Raw genomic sequence first — 15,998 nt, 5'->3', positions numbered from 1 at the left:
GTGCGTCATCGTTTCGTCCTGCTCGCGCTGGGGGATAGGCTTAACGGATCAGTGATCCATATAAGCGGATCACTGATCCGAATATATGGACCACTGAACCGTTTAGTCAAGGGGACCGATGCGTGCCGACGCCAGGAAGAACCGCGATCACCTGCTGGCCGTAGCGGGAGCCGCTATCACCGAGGAGGGCGTCGATGTCTCCCTGCGTGACATCGCGCGCAGGGCGGACGTCGGGCTCGCCACGCTGCTGCGCCACTTCCCGACGCGCGAGGCACTGCTCGAAGCGCTGCTCCGCACGAGCTTCGACGAGCTGACCGCCAAGGCGGGAGCCCTGGAGGCCTCCGACTCGCCCGACGACGCTCTCGTCTCGTGGGTGCGCGACTGTGTCGCGTGGACAACGGAATATCGAGGCGCTATCGCGCTCATGGCGGCAGCCATGGAGGACACGGATTCCGCGCTTCACGCCTCGTGCGTCACTCTGCGCGCCGCTGGCGCGCGGCTCCTCACCCGCGCCCAGGACGCGGGCGCGGTGCGGACCGACATCGATGGCGCCGACCTGTTCGCGCTGGTGGCGGCGCTCGCCTGGCTCGGCGATCAGCCTTCGCTCGCGCCCCGCGCCGATCGTCTCTTCGACGTCGTCGCGAGCGCGATCCTGGTCGGCGCGGCGAGTGGTGGTGTCGTGGAGGCCGAAGGCCGCCCTCGCGTCCGTGGTTGAAAGCGGGGCTCGACCAGCACAAGCCGGCGGGCCTGTCGTCACCGGGTGGTCCGGAGCTCCGCCTGGTGGATGGCCCAGGCCGCGTTGACGAGGCCGATGTGGCTGAAGGCCTGGGGAAAGTTGCCCACCCCGGCCGGTTCTGTTCCTGGCGCGCGCCGGAGCCGGCCGAGGGGACCCCTTGCCAGAGAGCCCTCACCACGGCTTTCGGTCACTTCCGGGACCCGAACATGCGCTGACTGAGCCCTCGTTCCGGAAAATGTGTGGCTCGGGTTCGCTCCCGCGGATATTTTTGCGGTGATCCATTGACCGGGGCCAAGACGCCCGGATAGAAAGATCACGATCAGGGCCGGGAGCACAAGTCCGGTCCGTACAGCGCTGCTTCGGGGGATTTCGCTTTGCCGCACACAGATGCACTTCGTCCTGCCCGCGTCCTCGTGGTCGAACCCGCCTCCTCCGGGGGCGCCACCCTGATCGGCGTCGCGGCCGAGATGGGGCTGCGGGTCGTCGTCGCCACCGCCGACTCCGGCGACCGCCGGCTCTCCGACGCTGTCCGCGCGGCGGCCGACTCGGTGCTGACGGTGGAGACCAACGACCAGGCCGCCCTCGAAGCGGCCGTGCTCGAACTGCACCGCGCCGAGCCGTTCGAGGCGGTGCTGCCGGGCTCCGACATCTATGTGACGGCGACCGCGCGCGTCGCCGCGGCACTGCACCTGCCCGGCCTGCCCGTGGCGACCGTCGACCGGGTCCGGGACAAGAGCGTCATGCGGGCCGCGGTCGCGGAGGCCGGGCTGCGCACTCCGCGCTTCGCCCAGGCGACCACCGACGCCGAACTGCGCGCCGCGGCCGAACGGGTCGGTTTCCCCTGCGTACTGAAGCCGGTCGCCTGCTCCGGCAGCATCCACGTCAGCCGCGCCGACGACCTCGACCAGCTCACCGCCGCGTTCCAGCGGCTCGTGACCGACCCGGAGCCCGACATGGGCAAGCTGCACGAGCACCGGGTACTCGTCGAAGAGTACGTCCAGGGAGCCGAGTTCAGCGCTGACGGCTATGTTCTGGAGAGCGGCGAGGTCACCGTCGTCGCCCTCAGCCGTACGCTGCTCGGCCCCGAGCCCGACTTCGTGGAGCTGGGCCACCTCACCCCCGCCCTCGTCGACGACACCACCCTGAAGAGCGTCGAGGCGTACGTCGGCGACGTCGTCCGCGCCGTCGGCATCACCAGCGGCCCCTTCCACTGCGAACTGCGCCTGGCTGCCGACGGTCCGGTGCTCATCGAGATCGGCGCCCGGCTGCCGGGCGACCGGATCGTGGAGCTGCTGCGGCTCGTGACCGGTGTCAGCCTGCCCAGGGTGGCCGTCGCCACCGCGCTCGGCATCAGCTTGGAGGCGGCCGGCGCCTTCGCGCGGCCGCAGGCCGGGAGCGCGGGCATCCGCTTCTTCTCCGCCGCGGGCCGCTCCTCGTACCAGGAGCTCACCGGATGGTCCGAGCTGGAGGCGCTGCCGGAAGTCACCGAGTCCGCCGTGTACTTCGCGCCCGGTGAAACCATCCCGGGCGTCCAGGACTGCCGCTCGCGCCTCGGCCACGCCCTGTTCACCGCCGACTCGCCGCAGGAAGCCCTCGACCGCTGGCAGGCGCTCGGCGACCTCGTCGTCCCGGCCTGACCCGGCGGATCCCACCATGGACGCACACATACTCGACTACGCGGCTGTCGGCGTCGGCCCCGCGAACATGAGCCTCGCCGCGCTCGCGCACCCGGTCGAAGGGCTGCGCGGCGCCCACCTGGAACGCCGTGAGAGCTTCTCCTGGCACCCCGGACTGCTGCTGCCCGAGGCCACCCTCCAGGTCTCGCTGCTCAAGGACCTGGTGACCCTGGTCGACCCGACCAGTCCCTTCTCGTTCCTGTCGTTCCTCGCCAGTGAGGGCCGGCTCTACCGGTTCCTGGCCGCCGACTTCCCGGCCGTCCTGCGCGCCGAGTTCAACCAGTACCTCCAGTGGGTCGCCGGGCGGCTGCCGAGCCTGACGTTCGGGGCGGACGTAAGCAGCGTGGACTTCCACGACGGAGCCTTCCACCTCCGCACCGGGGAAAGTGATGTGACGGCGCGTCATCTCGTGCTCGGTACGGGTCTCACCCCGTCCGTTCCCGAGCCGTTCCGCCCCTTCCTCGGCTCCACCGTCTTCCACTCCGGGGAGTTCCTGCTGCGGGCGCCCGAGGTGACCGGACGGCGGGTCGTCGTGGTCGGCGGCGGCCAGAGCGGCGCGGAGATCGTGCGCCACCTGGCGGTCGGCGCGGCCCCCGAGAGCATCACCTGGGTCAGCCGGCGCTCGTCGTTCCTGCCGATGGACGACTCGCCGTTCGCCAACGACCTCTACACACCCGACTACGTACGTCGCTTCCACGCGTTGCCCGCCGACCACAAGGCCCGGCTCCTGGAGCGGCAGAAGTACACCAGTGACGGCATCGACCTCCAAGTCCTCCAGGACATCTACCGGTTGAGCTACCGCGACGAGTTCATCGAGAACAACCCCGGCAGGCTGCGCTTCCTGGCGGACAGCGCGGTCACCGCGATCGAGGGCGGCCCCGGCGAATGGAAGCTCGTCGTCGAGTCCTCGGGCCCGGACGCAACCGCCGTGCTCGGCGCCGACATCGTGATCCTCAGCACCGGATACGCCTACGCGCTGCCGGACTTCATGGCTCCGCTGGACGCGCGGCTGCGGCGGGACGGCGGGAAGCTCGTCGTCGGCGAAGACTTCTCGGTCGCATGGGACGGACCTGCGGAGAACCGGATCTACCTCCAGAACGGTGCCCGGCACTCCTGGGGCGTCGCCGATCCCAATCTCAGCCTGCTCGCCTGGCGCAGCGCGGTCATCCTCAACAGCATGCTCGGCGCGACGAGGTACCCGGTATGACCACTCGTCAGGTCCCGCAGTTCCAGGCCGATGCGGTAGGCGTCCTGGTCCCCTTCGGTCCGACCGAAGTGGAACCCGACGGAGTGACCGTCGCCGAGGCGGACTTCGCGCGTTCGGTCTTCCCCCACGTGCCGTTCAAGGCGGCCCGCTTCACCGTGCCGCCGGGCGGAACCAGCTCGCCCGACCAGCACGCGGTCCAGGAGATCTGGGTGGTCCACGCCGGATCCGGCACCCTGGAGGTGGACGGCGAACGGTCGCTCGTCGGGCCCGGCTCCCTGGTAGGCTTCCCCTCGCAGGCCCTCCACGAGATCTTCGCCGACCAGGGCGAGGAACTGGTCATCTACTCCTTCTGGTGGTCGGCGCCCGATGAGTGAGCGCACCACCGGGACCGGTGAGGTGCCCCACTACGACCTCGCCGTCCTCGGCGCGGGCGCGGTCGGCGCCCTCGCCGCCTACTACGCCGTGCGGCGGGACCCGGGCCGCCGCGTCGCCGTGATCACGCACATGGGACGGGGGACGGGCGCGACCCGCCTCTCGGCCGGGTTCGACACGCCCACGGGGCACAACCCGGCCCAGCGCGCCCTGGCCGCCCGCAGCACCGCGCTCTTCGACGAGCTCGCCGCCGGACTCGGCGACGCCGGACGCACGCCCGTCGACGTCCGCTGGCTGGTGGCGCGCGAGAACACGGCCGCGCTCGACGTGACCATGGCCGACGGCGGCCGCACCCGCCCGGTCACCAGGGAGCAGCGGGCCCAGCTCGACCGGACGTTCCCCGGGCTCGCCCACGGCGACCACGAAGTCCTGCTGGCCAGCGAGCCCATGACGGCCGGTCAGCCCCAATGGCTCACCGACCGGCTTCTCGACGAGGTCCTCGGCCGCCCGGACAGCACCCTCCTGCAGGGCTTCCGGGTCACCGAGGTACGCCGTACGGGCGGGCGCGTCGAACTGGTCGCCGCCGACGGCAGCCGGATCACCGCCGCCAAGGCGGTCCTCGCGCCCGGCCCCTGGGTCCTCGACGGCCCGGTGGCGGCGGCGGCCCGCGAGCGCGGGGCCCGGGTCAAGAAGGTGGTGGCGTTCCACATCATGACGCCGCCCCCGCCGGGCGCCCCGGCACTTGTCCTGGAGGACGCCGACGCCTTCCTGCTGCCCCACCACCCCGGCGGCCACTGGATCTTCAGCATCACCTCGCCCGACTGGGACCGAGGCCCCGACGAACCGCTCGCCATCGACGCCCGCGACCGGGAACTGGCCCAGGTCCTGCTCGCCCGGCACGTACCGGGATTCCTGCCGCACCTGCTCGGCGGCCGCGTCTTCAGCGACTGCTTCACCCCCGGCCATCTGCCGGTCGTGGACACGGTCGGCGGCGAGGACGTGGTCATGGCCATCGGCGGCTCCGGCTCCGGCTACCGACTCGCCCCGGCCATGGCCGAGGACGCACTGAACCTGCTCGACGGGAGAACGCGAACATGAGCCTGCTGACCGGGGACACGCACACCCCCCGGCACTACCTCCTGGTGCCGCCCGAGGCCACGCCCAACGGCCCCCTGCACCTCGGCCACATCGGCGGCCCCTTCCTGTGGTCGGACATGATCGCCCGGCATCTGCGGGTCCGGGGCGACCTGCCGTTGGTGATCACCGGCAGCGACGTGTACGAGTCGTACGTGCCGATCAGGGCGCACGCCGAGGACTCCACGCCCGGCGAGGTCGCCGCCCGCTACGGACAGCGCATCCAGGACGACTTGGCCGCGCTGCGCATCGGCATCGACGCCTTCATCGTCCCCGATCAGCAGCCCTGGCGAGAGCAGTTCGAGCAGGAGGTCGCCGCCTCGATCGAGCGGCTGACGGCCCGGGGCGCGGTGCTCACACGCACCGAGCGCGTGCCCCACTGCGCGGCGTCGGACCGCTGGGTGGTGGGCGGCTGGCTCCAGGGCCGCTGCCCCGAATGCGGTGCGGGCATCACCAGTTACTTCTGCGAGGAGTGCAGTGCGCACTTCCAGCCCGAGTCGGTCGTCGAGCCGCGCCCCCTGCTCGACGAGGGGCCGCTGACCTGGCGGGAGATCTCCAGCCTCTTCCTGCGCCTGCCGGACCGCGACCTCCTGGACAGCACGCTCGGGGACCTGGGCGTCGCCGAGCGCTACCGGGCGACCGTGGCGCGCTTCCTGGAGCGCGACGGCATGACCGTACGGCTGAGCGCCCCGCAGACGTGGGGACTTCCGCTGCCCGCGCCCGACCCGGACGTGCCGCACGCCCTGTTCCCGTACGCCGGGATCTTCATGTTCGCGCGCCTCGCCGGCGCCGTCCACGGCCGGCTCTCCGGCACCGGCGTGAACGCCTTCGACCCCGACTCCGGGGTCACCACCATCACCACCCTGGGCATCGACAACGTGATCCCCACCCTGGTCTCGATCGTCGGCACCAGCCTGCTGCACGGCGACATGAAGCCGTACGACCGGTGCCTGATCAACAACTTCTACCGGCTGGCCGGGCGGAAGTTCTCCACCAGCGCCCGGCACGCCATCTGGGCGGCGGACGTCGCCGCGTCGCCCGCCATCGGCGTGGACACCGTCCGGTACTACCTCGCCGGGGCCGATCTGGAGTCCGGGGCGGCGAGCTTCGAGACGGCGGACTTCCTCCAGACCGCGAACGCCACGCTCGCCGACGGACTCGGCAAGCAGATCGACGCCGCCTGGAGCCGGCTGCCCGACGGGCCGCCGCAGGCGCCCGCCCCGGCCGTCGCCGACCTCCTGGAATCCCTGCTCGCCGAGCAGTCCGCGGCGCTCGACGGCACCCGTGTCTCGACCCCGCGCGCGGTCGCGGCGCTCGACCGCTGGTGCGCCGACGACGCGGTCGCCCACGCGGCCGAGGACGGCGCCTACTGGTGGCTCAAGGGCCTGTCCCTACTGGCGTTCCCGGTGATGCCGGACCTCGCCGAGCTCGTCTGGCAGGGCCTCGGCGGCGCCGGAGAGCCTCGCGCGGCGGCCTTCCTCGCCAGGACCCCGGCCCACCGTGACCGGCCAGCGCCCGGCTTCAGCCGGGTGAGCGCCGCCGATCTCGACGCCTGCCTGCCCGACACCCTGCGACCGGGAGCGTACGCGTGACCGACCGGACCACACCGCTGTACGTCGTCCTCAACCGCTCCGGCGACGAGTTCGGCGAATACCACCGGTTCCTCGACGCCCACCCCTGCCGGATGGTGTACCTCACCACGCCCGGCGGGCTGCCCGCGCTCGACCAGGACGGGGCGACCGAGGTCCATGTGCGCGACAGCCTCGACCACGACGACCTGCTGCCCCTCGTACGGGAGATCGCGGACCGGCACGGCACGCCCGAGGCCGTCTTCGGCCAGTCCGAGTACGACGTCCTGACGGCCGCCCGGCTCTCGGCCGCACTCGGCGCCCCCGGCGGCTACGGCCTCGACCTCGTCCAGCGGTTCAAGGACAAGCTCGCCATGAAGAGCGCGGTGGAAGCGGCCGGACTGCGGATTCCCCGGTTCCGGAGCCTCGACGACGCGCCCTCGGCGGAGGCGGTCGTCGACGCCCTCGGCGGTCTGCCCCTGGTCCTCAAGCCGCGCGCCGCGGCGGGCTCCCAGGGAGTCACGGTCGTCCACAGCGCCGACGAACTGCGCGACGCGCTCAAGGACGTCGACCCCGAGGCGTACGAGTGCGAGGAGTACGTCGACGGGGACATCTTCCACGTCGACGGCGTCCGCCGCTCCGGCCGCCTCCACTTCGTCACCGCTTCCCAGTACGTCCACACCTGCCTGGACTACGCACACGGCCGCCCGCTGGGCTCGGTCCTGCTCGACCCGGGCGCCGAGCGCGACGAGCTCACCACATTCGCCGACCACTGTCTGAGGGCGCTCGGGCTGAGCGACGGCGCGTTCCACCTGGAGGCGATCCGCCGGCCGGGGGGCGAGCTGGTGTTCCTGGAGGTCGGGCTGCGGCCGGGCGGCGCTCAGGTGCCGTTCCTGCACGTCGACCTCTACGGCATCGACCTGTTCGCCGAAGCGTTCCGGGCGGCCCTGGGCCTGCCCCCGCTGTGGCAGCCCACTGAACCGGCCGGGCCCCCGGCCGGCGGCTGGCTGATCTACCCCGCCCCGCGCGAGCTGCCCGGACGGGTCGTCGCGCGTACCTCGCCCGCGTCGGCCGTCCCCGAGGTCTACCACGAGGAACTGCCCGCGATCGGCCAGATCATGACCGGGCCCGGCAGCTATGACGAGGGCTGCGGGATCTTCCGGTTCCGAGGGCGGAACGCCGCAGGGGTTCGCGCCGCCGTGCACACCGCCATGGAGGTGTACGGGCTGCGGACCGAGCGGGCCGAGGGAGCCGAGCGGGCCGAGGGAGCCCAGCCGCATGGCTGAGGCACGCCCGTACGGCGCCGTGCTGCACGCCTGGTTCCGGGAGATCCTTCCGGCCGCCGGGAACGCGCGCAGACTCGGCGTCCTCACCCTCATCCAGTCCCTGGGGCTAGGGGTGTTCCTCACCTCCAGCGCCGTGTTCTTCACCCGGACCATCGGCATCCCCGCCCAGCGCGTGGGCCTCGCCCTGTCGGTCGCCGGGCTCTGCGGCCTGCTCTGCACCGTGCCCATCGGCCGACTCGCGGACCGGCTCGGCGCGGCCCGGGTACTCACCGTCAACTTCCTGCTCGCGGCCGCCGCCTTCACCGCGTACTGCCTGGTGGACGGCTTCGCCGCGTTCCTCGCGGTCGCCTGCGTCATCGCGGTCCTGGAGACCTCGGCGGGCGCGCTCCAGGCGTCGCTCACCGACGCGCTGGTGGGCGAGGCGGAACGGGTCAGGGTGAGCGCGCAGATGCGCAGCCTGTTCAACCTGGGCTTCCTCGGCGGCGCAGCGCTGGCCGGAGCCGCCATCGCGGCCGGCACCTCGACCGCCCTCTACGCCACGGTCCTCGCCAACGCCGCCCTCCAGCTGGTCTCCGTCGCCGTACTGCTCGGAATGCGGCTGCCCGCGGGCTCCGCGCCCCGGCCCGCCGCCGCCGAGGCGCCGGGCGGGGTACTGCGCAGCGCCGCGCTGCGGGACGTGCGCTACGTGGCGGTCGCGCTGGTGTGCGGCGCTCTGGAGCTGTACCACCCGTTGCTGACGGTCGGTCTGCCGCTGTGGATCGTCACGGCCACCGACGCGCCCGCGCTGCTGGTGTCGGGGCTGCTGATCCTGGACACCGTCCTCGTGCTGTTGTTCCAGGTCAGGGTCAGCAGGGGCGCGGGTACCCCGGCGGGAGCGGCACGCATGCTGCATTGGGCGGGGTGGGCACTGGGAGCCTCCTGCCTGGTCTTCTCGGTGAGCGGGGGACACGGCGCGCTCCTGGACAGCGCGGCCCTGCTGGGCGGCGCGCTGGTGCTCGTCCTCGGCGAGCTGTACCAGGCGTCGGCGAGCTGGGGCCTGTCCTTCGGGCTCGCCCCGGCGGGCCGGCAGGGGGAGTACCAGGCGGTCTTCTCCCTGGGGCGCGGGCTCCAGCAGTTCGCCGGACCGTGGCTGATGACCTCCCTGGTCGTCGGGGCGGCGGCGACCGGCTGGCTGGTCCTCGCGGCGCTCTTCGCCCTGCTCGGGCTCGCCGCGCCGCCGTTGGTGCGCGGCCTGGAGAAGGCCCGCGCGCGGACGGAGCCGGCACCGGCCTGAGCGGACCGTCCGGCGCCCGTCCGGACCACGAATGTCACACCCGTACGACCGAAACAAGTGAGCGAGCACCATGACCCTCCAGCGACGACACGACCCGGCCGAGCGCGGCTTCGCCAGCGACAACTACGCGGGTGCGCACCCCGAAGTCCTTGCGGCGATAGCCCTGGCCAACGGCGGCCACCAGGCCAGCTACGGTGCCGACGTCTACACCGAGCGCCTCCAGGAAGTGGTGCGCGGCCACTTCGGCCCCACCGCGCACACGTACCCGGTCTTCAACGGCACCGGCGCGAACGTGTTCGCGCTCCAGGCCATGCTCGACCGCTGGGACGCCGTGGTCTGCGCCGAGTCGGCCCACATCAACGTCGACGAGGGCGGGGCGCCCGAGAAGGTCGCCGGGATCAAGCTCCTGACGGTGCCCACCTGGGACGGCAAGCTCACCCCTGAGCTGATCGACCGTCAGGCCTGGGGCTTCGAGGACGAGCACCGGGCCCGGCCCAAGGTCGTCTCGATCGCCCAGTCCACCGAACTCGGCACCTGCTACACGCCGGACGAGATCCGTGCGATCTGCGACCACGCGCACGACCTCGGCATGCTCGTCTACCTGGACGGCGCCCGGCTCGCCAACGCCGCCGCCACCCTCGGCGTGCCCCTGCGCGAGATGACCACCGACGCCGGCGTGGACGTCCTCTCGCTCGGCGGCACCAAGAACGGGCTGCTCTTCGGCGAGGCGGTGATCGTGCTCAACGAGAACGCGGTGCGCGGCATGTCCCACCTGCGCAAGACGAGCATGCAGCTCGGCTCCAAGATGCGTTTCATGTCGGTGCAGTTCGAGGCGCTGCTCGGCGGCGACCTCTGGCTGCGGTCGGCGGCCCGCTCCAACGCGATGACCCAGCGGCTGTACGAGGCGGTGCGCGACCTGCCGGGCCTGGAGATCTCCCGCCCGGTGCAGGCCAACCAGATCTTCGCCGTCCTGCCGCCGGCCGTCACCGAGCGTCTCCAGAAGCGTTTCCGCTTCTACACCTGGGACGAGCAGGCCGGCGAGGTCCGCTGGATGACCTCCTTCGACACCACCGAGGGCGACGTGGACGCGTTCGCGGCGGCGATCGCGGAGGAACTGGCGGCGGAACGAGGCCAAGGGCCGGCGGGCGCGCTGACCCCGGCCGAGCGCGAGGAACTGGTGCAACTGCGCCGCAGGGTCCGCGAGATGGAAGAGACGATCGCAGCGCTGGGGAAGGCCCCCGCCTCCTCCGCGAACCGCACGGCGAAGTAGCCGACGGCCTGCGCCCGGACGGCGCCCCTCGCCATCGCCGCCGGATTCCTGCGGGGCGGACCACGGGGACCAGAGCCGGCCCGACACTGCCGGGCCGGCCCTGGTTCAGAGCGTGCTGGGGAACCTGTCCCAGGCGCGGTGTTCCCCCAACGCCCGGGCGATGCCCTTGAAAGCAGCGGAGGGGCCGCCCGCGAAGGCGGTCCCTGGACCGTCTTCCTCGATGCCGACGGCTTCCCGGATGCCGGAGGTGTCGTTCCAGCCACCGACCGCCTTGCCGTGTCGGTAGGCCTCCTCGACCAGGAGTACGACACGGGGATCGGGGCCGTCAGGTTCGGGCGCGCCGGCCTTGGCGTCGCGGGCGCCGTGGGCGTCGGCCGCAGCCCCAGGGGTGCCGGCGAGGAGCAGGGCATCGAACTCGACGGAGCGCGTGGCGGCGAACGTCCGCTGGACCGTGACCGGGTTCTTCCCGGTTCCGAGTGTGCCGCCGGTGGGGGCGATCACCAGGGGTACCATTCCGGCTTTCAGGACGGCGTCCCGCACCGTTCTGACCCCCTTCAAGTCGGACCCGGAGTCGGCGACGATCCCCACGACCCGTCCGTCGAGCGGCCACGTGCCGCCGACCTGGGACAACGCCGGGCTGGGAGCCGGTTTCCCGAGGGGCTGCGCGGGGGCCGGCGCGGGAAGCCCGAGACCGGTGGCGACCTCTTGGCAGAGCTGCGGGTCGATGTTGGCCAGCACCGTCAGGGCGCGTTCCTTGACGGACTGCTCGTAGCACTTGCTCAGTTCGAAGGTGTAGGCGGCGATGATGTGCTCGCGTTCCACCGGCGTCATGCTCAGCCAGAACAGGCGGGGCTGGCTGAAGTGGTCGTCGAACGACGCCGGGGCCTCGCGCACCTTCCGCGCCGCGGCCAGTTCGACGGGGACCTCGATGAACGCGCCCGTCTCCGCTCCGGCGAGGAAGGGGCAGCCGCCGTCGAGGCTGTTGGGCCGGTACGGGGCCGTGCCCGCATGGACGGCGCTCTGATGCATGCCGTCGCGGAGCATGTCGTTGACGGGGGCATGCGGCCGGTTGACCGGGATCTGCCCGAAGTTCGGTCCGCCGAGCCGGCTGATCTGGGTGTCGAGGTAGGAGAAGAGCCGGCCGGCCAGCAGCGGGTCGTCGGTGACGTCGATGCCCGGAACCAGATGGCCGGGGTGGAAGGCGACCTGTTCCGTCTCGGCGAAGTAGTTCGTCGGATTGGCGTTCAGCGTCATCAGCCCGATCGGCTCCACCGGCGCGAGTTCCTCCGGGACGATCTTGGTGGGGTCGAGCAGGTCGATCCCCTCGAAGGTCTGCTCCGGAGTGTCGGGGAAGACCTGGATCCCGAGCTCCCACTGGGGGAAGGCACCCGCCTCGATGGCATCGGCCAGGTCGCGGCGGTGGAAGTCCGGGTCCATCCCGTTGGTGATCTGCGCCTCCTCCCAGACCAGGGAGTGCACGCCCAGCTTCGGCTTCCAGTGGAACTTCACCAGGGTCGTGGCACCCTTGGCGTTCACGAGGCGGAACGTGTGGACGCCGAAGCCCTCCATCATCCGGAACGACCGGGGAAGCGCCCGGTCGGACATGTTCCAGAGGGTGTGGTGGGTGGCCTCGGTGTGGAGCGACACGAAGTCCCAGAACGTGTCGTGCGCGCTCTGCGCCTGCGGGATCTCCCGGTCTGGGTGCGGCTTGGCGGCGTGGATGATGTCGGGGAACTTGATCGCGTCCTGGATGAAGAAGACCGGGATGTTGTTGCCGACCAGGTCGAAGGTGCCCTCGCCGGTGTAGAACTTCGTCGCGAACCCGCGCGTGTCGCGCACCGTGTCCGCGGAACCCCGCGATCCCAGGACGGTGGAGAAGCGCACGAACACGGGCGTCTCGACGCCCTTCGCCAGGAACGCCGCCCTGGTGACCTTCGCCGCGGTGCCGTATCCCCGGAAGACCCCGTGGGCGGCCGCGCCGCGCGCGTGCACCACCCGCTCGGGGATCCGCTCGTGGTCGAAGTGGGTGATCTTCTCCCGCAGGTGGTGGTCTTGCAGCAGCACCGGCCCCCGCGCACCCGCCTTCAGCGAATGATCGCTGTCGTACAGGCGCGCCCCCTGCGCGGTCGTCAGGTAGGCGCCGCTTTGCGCCACCGCGGCCTGGGGCGCGCCGGTCGGCCGCCCCGTCGGGCCGAGGGTGTCCGGGCCCCTCTGATCCGGCTTCGGAGGCAAGGGCTCACGCGGCCTGGTCGGCTCGACACCCGCCGCAGGCTCCGGCGCGGGCCGGCCCGGCGTGGCGCCGGAATCGGCCCGCTTCCGCGGAGTGGCCTTCTTGGCCGTGGCCTTGGCCGCCTTCTTCTGCACCATGCGTGACGTCTCCTCTTGCCCAGGCCGTGTGGCCCGCGAGATCCTCTGCAGCTCAACCGGAGTGCGGGGCCATGCCCCAGGCGCAACCCTTCCGCCCGTGCTCGACTCCGGCCTCCCGAGTACGCCCATCTCGGCTAAGGCCGCGTCCTATGCGGTGAGGCGGACGAGTCGCTCGTGGGAGCCCAACGGCTGCCCGTCCTCGCGTTGTCCCGCGAGTCGGGCCGTGCCCGACCGTTGCCGGCGGTAGGGGAGTGGCACCCTGCCGCCGAGGACACCGACGCGGCGGCCAAGGTCCTGGCCCGTCTCGCCGCCCCACTCCCCACGCGCGGGGTCGGTAGCGCAGGGGTGCGGGCCGTGGATCGGGATCGGCGGCTCCAGCGGATCTGGCGCACGGCGGTCCACCCCCTCGACGCAGGTGCGGTCAGCCGGCCGACCGCCGCCCTTCTGGCCGCTGTCGCACGCGCCTTCCTCCCCTGGTTCGCCACCCCGAATCCGCCGCCCGCTGCGGCGGCTCCGCGCTACCCGACTCCCCAGGGCACCGCGGACGGCTTGCCGGTCCCGCCGACCGCGGCGGGTGAAGCCCTCCTACCCGACCTGATCTCGCTGTTCACCTCACTGGCGGCCCCGAGTCCGCCCGGGGCCGCTCCACGCACGCCCGCAGCCGTTGCCTGGCAGGTCCAGTACGCGGGCCGGTTCCGGCACTACGGGAGGCCCACACGCGACGTATGGACGGCCGATACCTTCCGCTGCTCCAGGTGCGTGAACGCGGACGGCCCTTGGACGGTGGCCTGCGACTGGCGTCTGGTGACCCTGGGCTGCCCGTGCGGGCTGGTGACCGACCGGCACGGCCTCACGTTCTCCGAGGTCTTCCTCGTCCTGCCGGACATGTGAGCCGGCGTAGCCAACCGCTCGCAGGCCGACCGACGGCAGCCGCAGGAGCGCGCTGAGCGACCGCGTTGGCGAAAGGTGCCAACTCAAAGCCATGATCGATTCTTTGGAGAGTCGACGGTGGGGGTGTCGGTGTGGAGGCGTGGCGGACCGACCCGGCCTTCGCGATGTGCCGGGTTCTGGTGGATGGGGCGGACCTGGCCACGTTCGCGGGAGGCCCGTTCGATGTCCGGGCGGTGGTGGCCACCATCCGGCCCGAGACCGAGCACGGACCTGCTCTCGACGACGTTCCCTGGGGAAACTTCCCCCACGGGGACACGGTCAGGGAGGCCGTTCGCCAGCTGTACACCGACGGTGGGTCCGTTCGCGAAGCGATGGGCGTGCTGTGCGGCATGTGCGCCGATGACAGCAGGGCCGCCGCGGCCGTCGCCGTACCATTCCTGATCCCGGTCGCCACCGACATCCACCATCCACACCGGGCCGAAGCTCTCGGCGTACTGGCCGGTCCGGCTCGCGCCCGACACACCGGTGTCGCCTCCCGCGGCGAGTTCCTCCTGCACCGCGCCGGCACCCAGCACGAGGGCCACGACGACTACGACGACTACGGCGTCGAAGTGACCGGCTACCCGGCAGGCTGGTCGGTAGCCGCAGCCCGAGCCGCGCTCACCACCGAAACCCCCGCGCTCCTGCCCCTCCTCCACGACTCCGACCCCGCCACCCGGATCGACGCCGCCTACGCCCTGGCCACCACCGCCGACCTGGACCACACGGTCCGAACCGCTCTCGCCACCCGGCTCATCACGGAGCGGGACCCCATGGTCCGCGCCGCGCTGGTCCTCGCCACCGCCGAGACGACCCGCGCCCACCCGCACCCGCCGACCACCACGTGGATCCGCGAGCAGTGGCAAGACCGGACGCAGCCCCCGGAGGTCCGCTTGGCCGCTGCGATCGGCTGGCTCTGCCTCACCGACGAACCCGCTCCCGATGCCCTGCACGCCACCGTCGATGCCCTCGCCACTGGCGAACGCGCCCACGCCATGGGCGCCCTGCCCTGGATGACCGCCGCTGCGGGAGCCGGTGAACCGGGCCTCCTGCGGTGCGTACGCCGAATGCTCCATCCCGAAGAGCCCGAACCCAACGACGACCCCTGGGCCCCACTGCCCTGAACGACGAGTGACCAGCGACGACGCTGGGACCCATGCCGCCCGTGCTCCTGCACCCGATCCGGATTCCCGACCGGGCCGTGTGCGCGAGCACGCGAAAAGGGGAGGCTCGCTTCGGGCCTACTCCCGCGGGCCAACTATCCGGTCGGTCGGGATCACGTCGCGGACCACGTACGGGATCTTGAGACCACGAGCAGCCCATGGCAGGCTCATGCCGCATGATCGATGAGTTCGCGAAAGACAACCTGCACGGGAGACTGCGGCGGGACCGCAAAGCGCTGCTCTGGAAACTCGACGGCCTGTCCGAATACGACGCCCGCCGGCCTTTGACAGCGACCGGGACCAACCTCCTCGGCCTGGTCAAACACGTGGCCACCGTCGAAGCCAGGTACTTCGGCGAGGTCTTCGACCGCCCTTCCCCGGAACCGCTGCCCCGGTGGCAGGACTACAACGGCAGCGATCTGTGGGCGGCCGAGGACGAGACCCGCGGTCAGATCATCGGGTTCTACCAGCGCACGTGGGAACACTCGGACGCGACGATCAACGAGCTTCCCCTCGACGCCCCCGGCCACGTGCCGTGGTGGCCGGAGCCTCATCCCAACACGAACCTGTTCGCCATCCTGGTCCACGTCCTCGGCGAGTCCAACCGGCATGCCGGGCACGCCGACATCCTGCGCGAGGGCCTCGACGGCCGGACCGGGCTGCGCCCCGAACACGAGGAGCAGATCGACGGAGAAGCCCGCGCGGCCTACTTCGCGAAGGTCGAGCGGGCCGCCAGGTCCGCCGCACCAATCAAGGCGTAGAGGCACTGTGGGCCGGAAGCAGGTGGGCGTGCCCTCCGTCGGAGGGCTCCTCTCCCTCGCTCAGAACGGCAAATGCGGGGCCGTACGTTTTCCCGTCCGCGCTGATAAGAAACAGGTAAGTTTCCCGTGCATGGGTGGGGGGTGTGGGGGCATTCGGTTGTCTGGAGGTTGATAACTATGGTTCCCCTGCTTCTCGTTCTTCTGCTCGCTCTGCTTCTTTTCGGTGCCGGTTTCGCGGTGAAGATTCTCTGGTGG

At 71.7% G+C, this 15,998-nt stretch carries 13 protein-coding genes and 1 pseudogene; 13 read left to right on the top strand and 1 reads right to left on the bottom strand.

Annotated features, from left to right (window positions below):
* Positions 1-118: 118 nt before the first annotated feature.
* The 9 genes from ABZZ17_RS33105 (at position 119) to ABZZ17_RS33065 (ending at position 10,522) form a co-directional block, all read left to right on the top strand.
* Positions 119-715 (top strand): TetR/AcrR family transcriptional regulator, encoded by a 597-nt coding sequence (locus tag ABZZ17_RS33105; protein WP_356881729.1) that lies wholly within the window; start codon positions 119-121, stop codon positions 713-715.
* A gap of 395 nt (positions 716-1,110) precedes the next feature.
* Positions 1,111-2,373 (top strand): ATP-grasp domain-containing protein, encoded by a 1,263-nt coding sequence (locus ABZZ17_RS33100; RefSeq protein ID WP_356881727.1) that lies wholly within the window; start codon positions 1,111-1,113, stop codon positions 2,371-2,373.
* A gap of 16 nt (positions 2,374-2,389) precedes the next feature.
* A complete protein-coding gene (locus tag ABZZ17_RS33095) occupies positions 2,390-3,619 on the top strand; it encodes a SidA/IucD/PvdA family monooxygenase (protein WP_356881725.1) in 1,230 nt (409 codons plus the stop codon).
* Positions 3,616-3,993, top strand: a complete 378-nt coding sequence (locus tag ABZZ17_RS33090) for a cupin domain-containing protein (protein ID WP_356881723.1) — start codon at positions 3,616-3,618, stop codon at positions 3,991-3,993. The genes ABZZ17_RS33095 and ABZZ17_RS33090 overlap by 4 nt, the downstream gene beginning before the upstream one ends.
* Positions 3,986-5,089 (top strand): FAD-binding oxidoreductase, encoded by a 1,104-nt coding sequence (locus ABZZ17_RS33085; protein WP_356881721.1) that lies wholly within the window; start codon positions 3,986-3,988, stop codon positions 5,087-5,089. The genes ABZZ17_RS33090 and ABZZ17_RS33085 overlap by 8 nt, the downstream gene beginning before the upstream one ends.
* Positions 5,086-6,717: a class I tRNA ligase family protein gene (locus ABZZ17_RS33080; protein ID WP_356881719.1), complete on the top strand. Its 1,632-nt coding sequence runs from the start codon at positions 5,086-5,088 to the stop codon at positions 6,715-6,717. The genes ABZZ17_RS33085 and ABZZ17_RS33080 overlap by 4 nt, the downstream gene beginning before the upstream one ends.
* Positions 6,714-7,979 carry a hypothetical protein gene (locus ABZZ17_RS33075; protein ID WP_356881717.1) on the top strand — a complete coding sequence of 422 codons (1,266 nt, stop codon included), beginning with the start codon at positions 6,714-6,716 and terminating at the stop codon, positions 7,977-7,979. Before ABZZ17_RS33080 ends, ABZZ17_RS33075 begins: the two co-directional genes overlap by 4 nt.
* On the top strand, positions 7,972-9,252 hold the full coding sequence (locus ABZZ17_RS33070; protein WP_356881715.1) for an MFS transporter: 1,281 nt from the start codon (positions 7,972-7,974) through the stop codon (positions 9,250-9,252). Before ABZZ17_RS33075 ends, ABZZ17_RS33070 begins: the two co-directional genes overlap by 8 nt.
* Positions 9,253-9,322: 70 nt before the next feature.
* The gene (locus ABZZ17_RS33065) at positions 9,323-10,522 is read left to right on the top strand and encodes a low specificity L-threonine aldolase (protein WP_356881713.1); all 1,200 of its coding nucleotides are present in this window, start codon (positions 9,323-9,325) and stop codon (positions 10,520-10,522) included.
* A gap of 105 nt (positions 10,523-10,627) precedes the next feature.
* Here ABZZ17_RS33065 and ABZZ17_RS33060 read toward each other — a convergent pair whose 3' ends face one another.
* Complete coding sequence (locus tag ABZZ17_RS33060; RefSeq protein ID WP_356881711.1) at positions 10,628-12,889, bottom strand: catalase; 2,262 nt, start codon at positions 12,887-12,889, stop codon at positions 10,628-10,630.
* A 354-nt stretch (positions 12,890-13,243) separates the two neighbouring features.
* Here ABZZ17_RS33060 and ABZZ17_RS33055 point away from each other — a divergent pair, with 354 nt between their 5' ends.
* From ABZZ17_RS33055 to ABZZ17_RS33040, 4 genes and pseudogenes are all read left to right on the top strand, one after another.
* Positions 13,244-13,780, top strand: coding sequence for a hypothetical protein (locus ABZZ17_RS33055; RefSeq protein WP_356881709.1), 537 nt, complete (start codon positions 13,244-13,246; stop codon positions 13,778-13,780).
* Positions 13,781-13,911: 131 nt separating this feature from the next.
* Positions 13,912-14,943 carry a hypothetical protein gene (locus tag ABZZ17_RS33050; protein ID WP_356881707.1) on the top strand — a complete coding sequence of 344 codons (1,032 nt, stop codon included), beginning with the start codon at positions 13,912-13,914 and terminating at the stop codon, positions 14,941-14,943.
* A gap of 215 nt (positions 14,944-15,158) precedes the next feature.
* Complete coding sequence (locus tag ABZZ17_RS33045) at positions 15,159-15,743, top strand: DinB family protein (protein WP_356881705.1); 585 nt, start codon at positions 15,159-15,161, stop codon at positions 15,741-15,743.
* A gap of 177 nt (positions 15,744-15,920) precedes the next feature.
* Positions 15,921-15,998 (top strand): annotated as a pseudogene (locus ABZZ17_RS33040) (hydrophobic protein); the annotation flags it as partial.

This window comes from Streptomyces sp. NPDC006512 (genome assembly GCF_040611935.1).
GTDB lineage: Bacteria > Actinomycetota > Actinomycetes > Streptomycetales > Streptomycetaceae > Streptomyces.
This window is presented reverse-complemented; position numbering and strand designations above follow the sequence as displayed.